This is a genomic window from Barnesiella sp., assembly GCF_022723415.1.
Lineage (GTDB): Bacteria > Bacteroidota > Bacteroidia > Bacteroidales > Barnesiellaceae > Barnesiella > Barnesiella intestinihominis.
Window position 1 is genome coordinate 44,406 of record NZ_JAIJHU010000013.1, and the last position, 14,591, is coordinate 58,996.

Consider the following 14,591-nt stretch of genomic DNA (forward strand, 5'->3'; position numbering starts at 1 on the left):
AACATTACATTATGGGAGGATTTTTTGGTAGCATAAAAAAAGAATCTTGCGTTACCGACCTTTTTTATGGCGTAGATTACAACTCGCACTTAGGTACGAAACGTGCCGGTATCGTGACGTATGAAAATGGCGTTTTCAAACGGGCGATCCACAATATAGAAAACTCCTACTTCCGCTCGAAATTCGAAGCCGAACTGCCCGAATTCTCTGGTAATTCGGGAATCGGTGTCATCAGCGATACCGATGCACAACCCATCATCATCAGTTGCCATTTGGGAAAATTCGCCATCGTTACCGTCGCCAAAATAAACAACGTAGAAGAACTCGAAAAAGAACTACTGGCGAGTGGAAACCATTTCAGCGAACACAGTAACAATATCATCAACCAATCCGAATTGGTTTCGATGATTATCAGTCAAGGAAAAGACTATGTCGACGGCATCCGCTTGGTACAGGAAAAAATCAAAGGGTCTTGTTCTATGCTTTTACTCACCGAGCAAGGCATTATCGCCGCTCGCGATAAGTACGGTCGCTCGCCTATCCTCGTCGGGCGGGGAGATAACGGCTACGCCGTATCGTCCGAAACATGCAGCTTCCCGAACCTCGGATACGAACTCTGTTACGACATACGACCCGGAGAAATCGTCCGGTTGACAGCCGATGGTTATGAATCGCTCAACCAGCCCGGTAAAAAAATGCAGATATGCTCCTTCCTATGGGTATATTACGGATATCCCGCCTGCGAATACGAAGGGAAGAATGTCGAAGAGATGCGCTTTCACACTGGCTTCGAAATGGGTAAAAAAGACGACATCGAAGCCGATTTCGTCTCCGGCATCCCCGATTCCGGTGTAGGCATGGCTCTCGGATACGCCGTAGGTAAACAAATTCCCTACCGGAGAGGTATCGTCAAATATACCCCCACTTGGCCTCGCAGCTTCACCCCTTCCAATCAAGCCATGCGCGAGCTGGTAGCCAAAATGAAACTCATACCCAACAAAAGCATGCTCGACGGAAAACGGGTCGTATTCTGCGACGACTCCATCGTCCGCGGTACGCAACTGAGAGACAATGTATCCGATCTCTACCGTTATGGAGCCAAAGAAGTTCACATGCGCATCAGTTGCCCCCCTCTCCTGTACCCGTGTAAGTTTCTTAACTTCACAGCCTCCAAAAGCGAAATGGAGCTTATTACCCGTCGCACCATCGCCGAGATAGAGGGTAACCCCGATAAAAATGTCGCAGCTTATGCACGCACCGGGTCGCCCCAATACAATTGTATGGTAAACTGCATTTGTAAAAAGCTGAACATTACCTCATTAAAATTCAACCCGTTAGAAACGCTGGTCGAATCGATCGGGCTTCCTAAGGAATGCATCTGCACGCATTGTTTCGACGGCAGCAGCTACGAATAAGCCCGTCAGAACCGAATAAAACCCCGGCTCGTTATGCCGTCCGATCATCTGTTCTCGCCGGGCGGCATAACGGTTTTTTCGCCTAAAAGATTGAAAATAACAATCATTTTTGTAATTTTGCGAGTCAATGAATCGACACAGAATATACGAATATTTATAAATCATAAATCTCACATTAAATTATGAGTCTTAAAATCGTAGTATTGGCAAAACAAGTGCCCGATACCAGAAATGTGGGGAAGGATGCCATGAAAGAGGACGGAACGATCAACCGTGCCGCCTTGCCTGCTATCTTCAACCCCGAAGATTTGAATGCCTTGGAACAGGCTCTGCAACTGAAAGAACAAAACCCGGGATCGACGATTACCCTGCTTACGATGGGTCCTCCTCGTGCCGCCGAAATTATTCGGGAAGGTTTATTCCGTGGAGCGGACGGAGGTATCGTATTGACCGACCGTGCCTTTGCCGGAGCCGACACATTGGCTACGTCTTACGCACTATCGTGTGCCGTACGCAAAATCAAAGATTATGATATTATCTTGGGAGGTCGTCAAGCCATCGATGGCGACACGGCTCAGGTAGGCCCTCAAATCGCCGAAAAATTGGGAATACCCCAAGTCACCTATGCCGAGCAAATTCTGAACATAGAAAACGGGAAAGCCACCGTGAAACGTCGTCTCGAACGCGGGGTAGAAACCGTCGTAGTTCCCCTGCCCGCAGTCATCACGGTCAACGGTTCGGCCGATGAATGCCGTCCTCGCAACGCGAAGCTCATACAACGTTACAAATACGCCAAGACACCGAGCGAAAAACAAGGACTGAGCGAAGAATGCTTGAAACTCTATGAACAGCGTCCGGCCCTCAACCTTTACGAATGGAGTGTAAACGATGTCGATGCCGACCTCGATCAAGTAGGTCTTGCCGGTTCTCCCACCAAAGTAAAAGCCGTACAAAACGTTGTATTCCAAGCAAAGGAAAGCAAACGACTCACGGCTGCCGATAACGAAATCGAAGACCTTGTCAAAGAATTGATCGCCAACCACACGATTGGTTAATGCCCGTGTACTATGAACTAAAAAACTAACGATTATGAACAATCTGATTGTATATTGCGAAATAGAAGACGGCATCATCGCCGATGTGAGCCTCGAACTGCTCACAAAAGGTCGCTCGCTGGCCAATCAACTGAATTGTAAACTCGAAGCACTGGTGATCGGTAGCAACCTCGACGGTGTGGAAAAACAAGTATTCCCCTATGGAGTCGATACCGTTTATACCGTAGACGATCCCCGCATCTACCCCTACACCTCGTTGCCACATACCTCGGTATTGGTAAATTTATTCAAAGAACAGAAACCTCAGGTTTGCCTGATGGGAGCCACCAGTATCGGTCGCGACCTCGGTCCGCGGGTTTCCTCTTCGCTGCACAGCGGACTCACGGCCGACTGCACCGCATTGGAAATAGGACCTCACGAGGACAAAAAGAACAATAAGACCTATGAAAATCTGTTGTATCAGATTCGTCCCGCTTTCGGAGGCAACATCGTAGCGACGATCGTTAACCCCGAATGCCGTCCTCAAATGGCTACGGTTCGCGAAGGCGTGATGAAAAAAGAAATTTACGATCCCGCTTACAAGGGAGAAGTTGTTAAACTGGATCCGAAAAAATACGTTTCCGACACCGACTTTGTGGTAGAAGTCATCGATCGCCAGATGGAAAAATCCAAAGCCAACGTCAAAGGCGCATCCATCATCGTAGCCGGCGGTTACGGTATGGGATCGAAAGAAAACTTCGACATGCTGTTCGACTTGGCGGCTACATTGGGAGCCGAGGTAGGAGCTTCCCGCGCTGCGGTCGACGCCGGATACATCGAGCACGAACGTCAAATCGGACAAACCGGTGTCACGGTTCGCCCCAAGCTCTATATCGCCTGCGGTATCTCTGGACAGATACAACACATCGCCGGTATGCAAGACAGCTCCATCATCATCTCTATCAACAGCGATCCTAACGCACCTATCAATACGATAGCCGACTATGTGATCACGGGTACAGTCGAAGAAGTAATTCCGAAGCTGATCAAATATTATAAGAAAAACTCCAAATAAAACATATTTTCGATTCTGTCGATAAGACAAAGTCTTGCGACAAATCAAAGATAGAGAGTTAAATTATAATACAATAAATAATACAGAACAATGGCTAATTTTTATTTAGATAACAGTGATCTCAAACATCACTTGAACCACCCGCTCATGAAGAAGCTGGTGGCTTTACGGGAACGGAATTACTCCGATGCCGAAAAATACGACTATGCGCCCTTCAATTTCGAAGATGCCATGGATAGTTATGAAAAAGTGCTCGAAATAGCAGGCGAGATAAGCGGCGAAATCGTTGCAGCCAATGCCGAAGACGTAGACCACGAAGGTCCGCACGTTGTCGACGGACATGTCGTATATGCCAAAGGTACGCAAAAAAACCTCGACGCTCTGGTAAAAGCCGGATTGATGGGTATCTCTATCCCCCGTCGCTACAACGGGCTTAACTTCTCGTTGGTTCCCTACATCATGGCTGCCGACATGGTAAGCCGCGCCGATGCCGGATTCGTAAACATCTGGGGATTGCAAGACTGCGCCGAAACCATTTACGAATTTGCCAATGAAGAACAAAAGCAAAAATACCTGCCGCGCGTTTGCGCCGGCGAAACTATGGCGATGGACCTCACCGAACCCGATGCCGGTTCCGACTTGCAAGCCGTCATGCTCAAAGCCACATACAGCGAGGCCGACGGTTGCTGGTATCTCAACGGAGTGAAACGGTTCATCACCAACGGTGACGGACACATTGCACTCGTGCTGGCCCGTTCCGAAGAAGGAACCAAAGACGGACGCGGACTCTCCATGTTCATCTACGACCGCAACGACGGCGGTGTAACCGTTCGCCGTATCGAAAACAAAATGGGTATCAAAGGGTCTCCCACCTGCGAATTGGTGTTCAAAAATGCCAAAGCCGAACTCTGCGGAAGCCGCAAATTGGGTCTTATCAAATACGTCATGGCATTGATGAACGGAGCCCGCCTCGGTATCGCGGCACAATCTGTCGGCGTCTCCGAAGCGGCATACCGCGAAGCCATCGCCTATGCACGCGACCGCAAACAATTCGGGCAAGCCATCATCGAGTTCCCCGCCGTTTTCGAAATGATCTCTTTGATGAAAGCCAAACTCGACGCTTCACGCTCGCTGCTTTACGAAACGACACGATTCGTAGACATGTACAAAGCATACGAAGACATTGCCAAAGAACGCTCGCTCGAACCCGAAGAACGTGCCGAAATGAAAGCCTACCAAAAATTGGCCGACGCATTCACCCCTATGGCAAAAGGCATGTCCAGTGAATTTTGTAATCAAAACGCCTATGACTGCGTACAAGTACACGGAGGGTCCGGTTTCATGAAAGACTACGCTTGCGAACGCATCTACCGCGATGCCCGCATCACTTCCATCTACGAAGGAACCACCCAGTTGCAAGTCGTGGCAGCTATTCGCCACGTCACCACCGGCACATATCTGCATCAGATCGAAGCATACGAAGCTGCTGAAATCGCGCCCGAACTGGAACCTCTGCGCGACCGCCTCAAAGCTATGAAAGCCGCCTACGTAAAAGCTGTCGAAACCGTCACTGCAACGAAAGACAACGAATACATCGACTTCCAAGCACGCCGCATGGTCGAAATGGCCGGTCATGTTATCATGGGACACCTCCTGCTCAACGATGCCACTCGTAACGAATCGTTCCGGCAGTCGGCCGAAGTATACATTAACTTCGGCGAAGCAGAAGTTGCCAAACACGCCGCATTTATCGAACGTTTCAATCCCGAAATGATGGCCGCTTATCGCAAATAAACGCAACATTTCATATCATTCGAGGAGGTATTCCAGATAAATGGAATACCTCTTTTTTATATCGGAAATTCAGTATGATTCCACTTCTTCCCTGACGTATCCCGCTGCATTGCGGGGTGTGGCTCATAAAATCGGAGCAGAAGCGAAAGGGAAATACATCTCACCCTCCTCCCCTGTGTCCCGCAGCATGGCGGGGTGTTTTTGCGCAGCAAAATATAGGGGAGAGCCGAGGAGCATGGCGATGAGGAGAGGTCTTAAAAAGACCCTCAGTGGAGATAATAGAGGTAACCCTCCTCTCCCTCTGTGTTCCTGAAAGGAATATAGGGGGAGTGCCCGAAGGGCGAGGGGGTTAAAAAGACTAGCAAAAGCACGAGCAAAATCCCCGCCTTTATCGGTCGGTGAAGTCGTAAGAAAGACGGAGGAAAAAGGGCGAGGACTGTCCGAGCGAAGCGAGTTCCGCAGACCCCGACGGCGACCGTAGCGACGAACCCAAAAGCCCGATAACAGCGGCGGCGCTTCTTGGTTCGTTCTTCTCGCTGTTGAGAAGAATGAACAAATAAAGTGAATTAGTGTAACAAGGACTTTCTTTGGCAGAGAAAGAAAGTCCTTTGTAGCACAATCCTCCCCCTGCCGATAGAGAAAGTGTCCGAAAGACGGAGGGGTTGCAAGAATAACAAAAAGGAATAAAGATATAGTATCCTAATCTGCCGAATCGGGTGTCCCCTTTTCACCACTATCTTTGAATACCTTCGACAACCAGCGCTCTTGAACAGTCTCCATCAATTCATAAAAATTAGGAACGAACAACGTACCCAATACCGTATTCATCGCCATACCGAACACGACAGCCGTACCCAAAGCTATACGACTTTCGGCTCCCGCACCTGTCGCGAACATCAGCGGAAGAACCCCGAAGATAAAAGCGAACGAAGTCATCAAGATAGGTCGCAGGCGCAACCTCCCCGCCTCCATCGCCGATTGCCGGATAGACTCGCCCTGCTTACGGTAATCCATGGCAAACTCGATAATGAGGATAGCATTTTTGGCCGACAAAGCGATAAGCAAAATCAACCCTATCTGACTGTAAATACTGATAGACAAACTCATGACAATACACCCCAGCACCGTCCCCAATATGGCAGTGGGCAAACTCAGTATCACGGCTATCGGGTTAGTCCAACTTTCATACTGGGCAGCCAGCACCAGAATCACGATCAATATCGCAAGTCCGAAGATAAGACCTACCGTAGAACCGCTCTGGCTCTCTTGATAAGCCTCCCCCGTCCAACTATATCCGAAATTCGTACCCAGTGTATTCCGGACCAATCGCTCCATAGCCGCCATACCCTCCGACGAACTTATCCCCGGAGCCGGTATCGCCGTGAGTGCAGCCGAAGAATACATATTGTACCGGCTTACTAAATTCAGTCCCATCATCTCCTCGACCTGTGTAAACGAAGAAAACGGAACCATGCTACCGTCCCGGTTTCGCACGCTCAGTTTCATCACATCGTCGATATGAGCCCTCGCTCCGGCCTGAGCGCCCAACTTCACCTGATAGATACGGCCAAACTCCACGAAATCATTCACATAAGCCGACCCCATATAATACGACAAAGCCGAGAAAACACTGCTGAGAGTAAGCCCCTGCATTTCCACCTTATCGCGATCTATATTCAATGTATATTGCGGGGTATTCCCTTGAAACATCGAGTTTATCTGCATCAAGGCCGGTTCGCTACCGATATTCCCGATCAAAGCATTCGCTGCGGATTCCAATTCGCCCGCCCCCAAATTGCTGCGATCTTCGAGTTGCATTTCAAGACCGCCCGAAACACCCAGTCCGCTGATAGCTGGCGGATTGACGGCAAACACGATAGCCTCTTGCAAAACAGATGCATCCCGGTTCAGCCGCTCCACCACATTAAACACGCTATGTTCTTTCCCCTTCCGGTCGTCCCAGGGTTTCAGTACCACGAAAAACGTTGCCGAATTGGACGAACTTCCACCCTGTAACGCCGAAAAACCCACGATATTCAAGGCATTTTCCACTTCGGGGTACGACTGTATAATTCGATTCAAATCATCGCAAACCTTGCGGGTCCGTTCCATGGATGCGGCATTGGGCAACTGCACCGATACGATAAAATAACCTTGATCTTCCTGTGGAATAAACGAAGTCGGCCACTTGGCAAATCCATAGAAAGCAGCCAAAGCCAACACGATAAAAGCCGACAACGACACCAAAGGTTTACGCAACATCGAGCCGATAACTTTCACATATCCGTTCAAAGTCGCTCCATATCCCTTATTAAACCACTTGTACAAAAAAAACGAAGGTTCGCGGGTCGGTTGGAGAAACAATGCGCACAAAGCCGGAGTAAACGTCAGCGAATTGAACCCGCTGAATACGGTAGCGACAGCGATCGTCAAAGCGAATTGTTTATACAGTTCTCCTGTGATACCACCGATAAAAGCTGTCGGGATAAACACGGCCAATAACACCAATACCACGCCGATAACCGGACTCGTAATCTCCTCCATGGCCTTCTCGACCGCCTCCTTGCGACTATACTTTCCCGTATCGATAAGCCGGGTCGAATTTTCGACCACTACGATCGCATCGTCCACCACGATAGCTATTGCCAAAACAAGGCCGAAGAGAGTAAGCGTATTGATAGAAAATCCCATCAACTTCATCACGGCAAATGTTGCGATAAGCGAAACCGGTATGGTCAGAGAAGGAATAATCATTGCCCTGAAATTTTGTAAGAAAATAAGAATGACCAGCATCACGATAAGAGAAGTCTCCACAAACGTAACCAATACCTCATCGATAGATGCACTCACGAATTGAGTCGTATCGAGCACCACCTTATATTGCACATCGTTCGGGAAATAACGGCTCAAATCCATCATCTTCGCTTTCACAGCTTTTGCCACATCGAGAGAATTAGACCCCGGCAACTGATAAATGGCGATAGCCGCCGTTTCTTTACCGTTAATAGTCGATGTCGTATTGTAAGTCGCACTTCCCAAATCTATGGTAGCGATGTCGCGCAACCTCAGATATTCCCCGCCGGGCAACGACTTGATGATGATCCGTCCGAACTCCTCCGGCGTAGAAAGGCGACCTTTCGAAACCAATGTAAACTGGAAAGCCTCGTCCGTATCCGTAGGAGGTTGTCCCACACTACCGGCCGACACCTCCATATTTTGTGCCTGAATAGCCGAATAGACATCGGCCGGCGTAAGGCTCCGTATACGCATCAACTCCGGGTCGAGCCAGATACGCATGCTGTAATTATCGGCTCCGAACACCGTCACACCGCCTACTCCCGGCAAACGGGACAACTCGTCGGTAATGTTCAACTTGGCATAATTCGACAGATATAAACTGTTATACAATGGATTATCCGATTCCAACGCCAAGAACATGACGATGTTGGTAGACTGCTTCTTCGTGATAATTCCCTGTTGTATGACAGCCTCCGGTAAATTTCCCTGCGCTATGTTCACCCGATTCTGTACCAACACGGTCGCCATATCTATATCGGTTCCCACCTCGAAAGTAACGGTCAGCGTATATTGCCCCGACGACGAAGACGACGAACTCATATAAATCATTCCGTCCACACCGTTCACCTGCTCCTCGATAGGTACACCTACCGTTTTCGCCACCGTCTCGGCACTCGCCCCGGGATATACAGCGGTCACCTGTACCGTAGGAGGTGTTATATCGGGAAACTGGGCGACCGGGAGCGTATAGATGGTAACCAATCCCACCAGCACCATAACAATGGCGATGACCGTAGCGAAAATAGGCCTGTTAATAAAAAATTTCGAAATCATACCCATTCATTTTTAGGAACCATTAATTCTTTTCCAAAACCGGACGAACCGGCATGCCCGCTCTCACTTTCAACAAAGCCTTCGTAACATAACGATCGGTCGGTGAAATCCCCTCGTCGATCACTCTCAAAGTATCGTTAACCAACTGTCCCGTCTCCACAGGGCGATATTCCACCACATTAGAATCGTTCACCACATACATATACTTGCCAAGTTGGTCCGTGGCAATAGAAGCATCCCTCACCAATATCGCATGCTCGCGGCTACCATACGGCAACCGGATAGAGATATACAAACCACTCTTCAACTCGCCGGCAGGATTATCCACCTCGGCCCGTATCGAAAGCGTACCCGTCGACAAGTCCACATTCGGCGACAAATAATCGAGTCTACCGTAATAACTGCGGCTGGTAGGCTCCTGAAAAAGGATCTCCACACGATCGCTCGGTACGGAATGTTTACCTTTACTCTGGTTCAGCAACATTTTCAAATATTGATTATCCTCGATATTGAAATAGGCATACATTTTCTTATCCTGATAAATAGTCGCCAACTTCGTCGATTGCAAAGACCCGCTGATATAATTACCCACATCGTACAAATTGCGTGATATCCGGCCCTCGAACGGGGCTTTCACATAACAATACCCCAACTGTATGCGAGCCGTCGACAACGCAGCCTCGGCATTCCGAACAGAGGCCCTACTTTGTTCCAATTTCGACTCCGCCTGTATCAAATCGATCGTACTGATGGCATCGCTTTGCGCCGCCTCTTTCATTCGGGTGTAATTATTCTCTGCATAATCATACTGTGCCTGAGCCGTTTTCAACGCTGCCTCGGCCTGTTCCACTGCATCCTCGTATTGCGAAGGTTCGATAACGAAAAGCAACTGTCCCTTCTTTACGATCTCACCCGGTGTATAGGCCACCTGTTGCAGATATCCGTTCACACGAGCTACCAGATCGACGGTTTGTAACGAAGTAAGGTAACCCGGATAACTCTTTATCAAAACCACCGAATCGACCGCCGGATAAGCCACCGATATTTCGGGCAGCCGAACATCGCCACTTTGCTTCTCCCCCTTTTTCGATTGGCAGGAAAAAAGCGAAAACAATACAGCCACAGCCACTATCGGCATATAAGAAAACAAACGTCTCATAAAATATGAATTTTAATTTTAGGGTTGACTCGAATCTATCCAACCGCCACCCAGCGATTGATATAAAAGAATAAGCGCATTGATGGCGTTTCCCTGCGCCGACACATAAGAATTTTGATACGAAAGCAATGAGCGCTGCGCATCGAGTACATTTTGGAACCCCGACAAGCCTCGCTTATACAAGTCGAGCGAGAGCGACAACGTCTTTTCACCCTCGGCCACCAGCTCTTTCAACATCGAAATTTGTTTGACGATATGCGTATAACTGTTCATGGCATTCTCCACCTCTTGGACAGCCGTCAACACAGTTTGGTTATACTGCTCTATGCCGCTATCGAGCTGAGCCCTCGCCGATGCCAAAGCCTGTATGCGCTGTGTCCCTTGAAACAAAGGCCACGAGACCGTAGGAGCCAACTGATAGGTCATACTCCTCTTATTGAAAAAATGGTCCATATCTCTGGAAGCGAATCCGATACTGCCGTTCAAATACAATTTCGGCATAAAATCAGACTTGGCTGCACCCACCGAAGCCGCATACGATGCTACCGTCCGTTCGGCCTGCCTCACATCAGGACGGCGGCGAAGCAAATTCATGGGAATACCTATGCCCACTAACCTCTGATAATCGGGCAACGGCTTTGTCGTCCGAAGCATCGGACGCAACTCATCGGGATACTTCCCCAACAAAATAGCGATAATATTGATCTGTTTCTCTATACCCGCTTCAAGAGACGGCAAAGAAGCCTTTGTATTGAAATAAACCGTCTTGGCTTGCGAAACGTCGAGTTGCGACGCCAATCCGGTCTCGTACCTCACCTCCGTAATATGCAGGATACTCCGTTGCGATTGGATATTGCTCTCGGCCACGATATACTGTTGCTGATACGTGCGCAATGTCATATAAGCGGTCGCCACTTGGGCACACAGAGACACCATCGTCCCGTTATATTCGTCCCGGGAAGCACGGAACAACTCTTTCTTCGCTTTGGCCCTCTGACGTATCGAACCGAACAAATCGATTTCCCAACTCACCGACAAATCACCCGAAGCATATTGGGAATAAGTGTTATCGGCAGCCTCTCGCCCCAGATAACTGCTATTACGGGTCTTCGTCCAACCGGCCGAAAAATTCACCGACGGATAGAAACCGCTCTGTTCCATACGCCAAGCCGCTCTGGCCATACGTATACGATCAGCGGCCGCCAACAAATTATGGTTACTGTCCACCGCCTCTTGAATCAACGTGTCGAGACAAGCATCGTTAAATCCGCTCCACCATAAATCCTCAGGAGGCAACTGCTGCGAAAACAATGTATCGGGAGTCCACGCCTTCGGTATGTCGTCAGACAAATAACGAGTAGCCGGTTGCTGGGCATAAACAGCCCCTCCGCAAAGGAGAATCAATACCAACGCAACAAGCCGACTTCGAATAAAAAAAACTTTACACATAACGTTAAACAGTTTCTTAATTGATTTATATCGTTCAATCGAAACAAATTTTCGAGACAACGCCTTTTTCGATAATAAATTATAACGGTCGTAATTCGAAATAGTTTACAAAAATCCAAACTCCTGCCTCCTTCCGCCTTTATCGAACCTCTCCCACCTGTAAGAGAAAGCGAAAAACGCTTATCGAGTCACACCATAGAAAATCGACCTCTTCAAAGATTCAGTTCCTAATTTTCCTTCCTACGAAACAATTCGCTATCTTTATCAAAAAAAATCGAATGATGACAAATGACAAATACACCCGTTTGGTAAAACTTCAAAAAGCATTCTTCAACGAACACATCACACGAGAAATTCCATTCCGGCTATGTGCTCTCGACCGCTTGGCCGAAGCTCTCGTTAGTCGGGAAAAACAACTCGGTGAAGCCCTGCATGCCGACTTGGGAAAATCCGCATTCGAAAGCTATGCCACCGAAATCGGATTCCTCCTCCACGAAATACGGACAATAAAAAATCACTTGCAAAGCTGGGCTCGCGACCGACGTCGTCCTACCCCCCTCTTTCTCTTCGGCTCGAAAAGTCGCATTCACTACGAGCCCTACGGTTGTGCACTCATCATTGCCCCGTGGAATTACCCGCTGCAATTAGCTTTATCCCCCCTTATCGGAGCCATAGCAGCCGGTAACTGTGCCATCGTCAAACCATCGGGCGAAGCACCCCGTACGGCTGCCGCTCTGCAAGAACTTATCGACGAATGTTTCGAGGAAGAATACATCGCCGTTACCGATGCCGATCGGGAAACCACCGAGTTACTCCTGCAAGAACGATTCGATTACATCTTCTACACAGGAGGTGTCGAATACGGGCGTCACGTCATGCAAGCCGCATCTCGTCACCTCACCCCCGTCACACTCGAACTAGGAGGAAAAAGTCCCTGTATCGTCGATGACGATGCCGATTTGAAAGCCACCGCACGCCGCATCGTATGGGGCAAGTTCCTCAACTGCGGACAAACCTGTGTAACCCCCGACTACCTCATGGTACATCACAAAGTCCAAGACAAACTCACAGAATATATCTGTGACGAAATCACCCGCCAATACGGCGAAAATCCACAACAAAGCCCCGATTATCCCCGTATCGTCAATGCTCGGCATTTCGACCGCCTGTCGGCGCTCCTCTCGCACGGCACGATACTTTGCGGAGGCACAAGCGATCCCGCCGACCGATACATAGCCCCCACGCTGCTCACCGACATACCCCTGCAATCCCCTCTGCTCACCGACGAAATCTTCGGCCCCATACTCCCCGTACTCCCGTTCGACGACATCGACGACTGTGTCGAATACGTCAACGACCGGGAAAAGCCCCTCGCCCTCTACTACTTTACCCGCAGCAAAAAACGGGCACGCTACATGATACAACACACCACATCGGGCGGAGCCTGTATCAACGACACCATTGTACAAACCGCCAACGGAAACCTCCCCTTCGGAGGAATCGGGAACAGCGGAATGGGAGCCTACCACGGCCGCGAAAGTTTCGAGACATTCAGTCATTGCCGCAGCATCGTCGACTCCTCTCTGCACCTCTATCCCAATTTCAAATTTCCACCATATGCCGACAAACTCAAATGGCTTAAACGATTGATGAAATAATTAACCGCATTAAAATTCTACTATTCAAATTAATAATCGTATAAATCTCCTATGATTAATAACGAATACCTCTATCATTTTACATCATCGGAAAACTTAATCCGTATTTTAGAAACCATGAGTTTAAAATTATCCGATTTTAAAAAACTTAACGATTTAAACGAAAATAATATACCACACTACTATTTCATCAACGGACGAGGATTAGCCCAAACGAAGAATTATATAAAGAACCACTGTAAGATACTTTGCTTTTCTCAAGACTACTTGTATAAACATCGACTTCTCCGCGGAACCAACCATCCTCGCATGTGGGCTCAATATGCTCAAAATAGCACCGGAGCTTGTATTATTATAAATGAAAATCTTTTCCTAAAACAAAACGAAAATATCCTAAAAACGACATTCTATAAAATAGAAAATATCGAATATACAGACAAGCTATACAATATATCAAAGCCTAATCCTATATACAGTTACCCGGAAGAACTTCTAAAATGTCACTACAAAGACATTTTTTATAAAAAACATATTGATTGGGAACAAGAACACGAACGAAGACTTTTTATTTTAAATATACCTGAAATACAATTTTTATCAATAAAAAATTGTATTTTGTACATTTGCTTAGGATCTAATTTTAATAAGTACAATAAATTACGTGAAACAATTCATAAACTCGAATCAAAGTGTTTTAACCAAGACAATCATCTCCTATTTTTGAGTCAATATAATATGGACGGAAATATTTCCGAAGGTCCTTTGGTGGATCAACTAAAATATTCTAATTCAAAAAAAAATGAATAGAGGGCCACTTCTAAACTCCTCCCTTGTCGTGCTCCGCAGCATTGCGGGGTGTGGCTCATAAAATCGGAGCAGAAGCGAAAGAGAAATACATCTCAACCTCTCCCCCTGTGTTCCTACAAGGAATATAGGGGGAGTGCCCGTAGGGCGAAGGGGTTAGAATACAAGCAAGATCCCCCGATTCCGCCTTTATCGGGCGGCGAAGTCGCAAGAGAGACGGAGGAAAAAGGGCGAGGACTGTCCGAGCGGAGCGAGTTCCGCAGACCCCGACGGCGACTGCGGCGACAAACCCCAAAACCCGATAACTGCGGCGGCGCTTCTTGGTTCGTTCTTCTCGCTGTTGAGAAGAAT

10 protein-coding genes are annotated in these 14,591 nt (G+C 48.1%); 6 read left to right on the forward strand and 4 right to left on the reverse strand.

Annotated elements, in window-relative coordinates; genetic code table 11:
• Positions 1-11 precede the first annotated feature (11 nt).
• The 4 genes from QVD32_RS04360 to QVD32_RS04375 all read left to right on the forward strand — a co-directional run bounded on the left by QVD32_RS04360 (position 12) and on the right by QVD32_RS04375 (position 5,318).
• A complete protein-coding gene (locus QVD32_RS04360; RefSeq protein WP_021892438.1) occupies positions 12-1,415 on the forward strand; it encodes an amidophosphoribosyltransferase in 1,404 nt (467 codons plus the stop codon).
• A 182-nt stretch (positions 1,416-1,597) separates the two neighbouring features.
• Positions 1,598-2,470, forward strand: a complete 873-nt coding sequence (locus tag QVD32_RS04365; protein ID WP_021892436.1) for an electron transfer flavoprotein subunit beta/FixA family protein — start codon at positions 1,598-1,600, stop codon at positions 2,468-2,470.
• A gap of 34 nt (positions 2,471-2,504) precedes the next feature.
• Positions 2,505-3,524, forward strand: coding sequence for an electron transfer flavoprotein subunit alpha/FixB family protein (locus tag QVD32_RS04370; RefSeq protein WP_021892435.1), 1,020 nt, complete (start codon positions 2,505-2,507; stop codon positions 3,522-3,524).
• 90 nt (positions 3,525-3,614) lie between these two features.
• Positions 3,615-5,318: an acyl-CoA dehydrogenase family protein gene (locus QVD32_RS04375; RefSeq protein WP_118687122.1), complete on the forward strand. Its 1,704-nt coding sequence runs from the start codon at positions 3,615-3,617 to the stop codon at positions 5,316-5,318.
• 699 nt (positions 5,319-6,017) lie between these two features.
• On the opposite strand, the gene QVD32_RS04380 is transcribed toward QVD32_RS04375, so the two are convergent.
• The 3 genes from QVD32_RS04380 to QVD32_RS04390 are packed head-to-tail and all read right to left on the reverse strand — an operon-like array spanning position 6,018 to position 11,778.
• The gene (locus QVD32_RS04380; RefSeq protein WP_195242035.1) at positions 6,018-9,170 is read right to left on the reverse strand and encodes an efflux RND transporter permease subunit; all 3,153 of its coding nucleotides are present in this window, start codon (positions 9,168-9,170) and stop codon (positions 6,018-6,020) included.
• A 22-nt stretch (positions 9,171-9,192) separates the two neighbouring features.
• Positions 9,193-10,329 (reverse strand): efflux RND transporter periplasmic adaptor subunit, encoded by a 1,137-nt coding sequence (locus tag QVD32_RS04385; protein ID WP_021891539.1) that lies wholly within the window; start codon positions 10,327-10,329, stop codon positions 9,193-9,195.
• Between the two features lie 18 nt (positions 10,330-10,347).
• Positions 10,348-11,778, reverse strand: coding sequence for an efflux transporter outer membrane subunit (locus QVD32_RS04390; protein ID WP_021891538.1), 1,431 nt, complete (start codon positions 11,776-11,778; stop codon positions 10,348-10,350).
• Between the two features lie 278 nt (positions 11,779-12,056).
• Between QVD32_RS04390 and QVD32_RS04395 the strand changes: the two genes are divergently transcribed.
• A complete protein-coding gene (locus QVD32_RS04395) occupies positions 12,057-13,436 on the forward strand; it encodes an aldehyde dehydrogenase (protein WP_021891537.1) in 1,380 nt (459 codons plus the stop codon).
• Between the two features lie 51 nt (positions 13,437-13,487).
• Positions 13,488-14,243 (forward strand): DUF2971 domain-containing protein, encoded by a 756-nt coding sequence (locus QVD32_RS04400; protein ID WP_195242034.1) that lies wholly within the window; start codon positions 13,488-13,490, stop codon positions 14,241-14,243.
• A gap of 55 nt (positions 14,244-14,298) precedes the next feature.
• On the opposite strand, the gene QVD32_RS04405 is transcribed toward QVD32_RS04400, so the two are convergent.
• Positions 14,299-14,591, reverse strand: a 293-nt coding sequence (locus QVD32_RS04405) for a hypothetical protein (RefSeq protein WP_287710155.1), incomplete at its 5' end; no start/stop codon positions are given.

Coding starts and splice junctions, on each gene's coding strand:
- QVD32_RS04360 (WP_021892438.1), top strand. CDS start 12: ATGGGAGGATTTTTTGGTAGCATAAAAAAAGAATCTTGCGTTACCGAC.
- QVD32_RS04365 (WP_021892436.1), top strand. CDS start 1,598: ATGAGTCTTAAAATCGTAGTATTGGCAAAACAAGTGCCCGATACCAGA.
- QVD32_RS04370 (WP_021892435.1), top strand. CDS start 2,505: ATGAACAATCTGATTGTATATTGCGAAATAGAAGACGGCATCATCGCC.
- QVD32_RS04375 (WP_118687122.1), top strand. CDS start 3,615: ATGGCTAATTTTTATTTAGATAACAGTGATCTCAAACATCACTTGAAC.
- QVD32_RS04380 (WP_195242035.1), bottom strand. CDS start 9,170: ATGATTTCGAAATTTTTTATTAACAGGCCTATTTTCGCTACGGTCATC.
- QVD32_RS04385 (WP_021891539.1), bottom strand. CDS start 10,329: ATGAGACGTTTGTTTTCTTATATGCCGATAGTGGCTGTGGCTGTATTG.
- QVD32_RS04390 (WP_021891538.1), bottom strand. CDS start 11,778: ATGTGTAAAGTTTTTTTTATTCGAAGTCGGCTTGTTGCGTTGGTATTG.
- QVD32_RS04395 (WP_021891537.1), top strand. CDS start 12,057: ATGATGACAAATGACAAATACACCCGTTTGGTAAAACTTCAAAAAGCA.
- QVD32_RS04400 (WP_195242034.1), top strand. CDS start 13,488: ATGATTAATAACGAATACCTCTATCATTTTACATCATCGGAAAACTTA.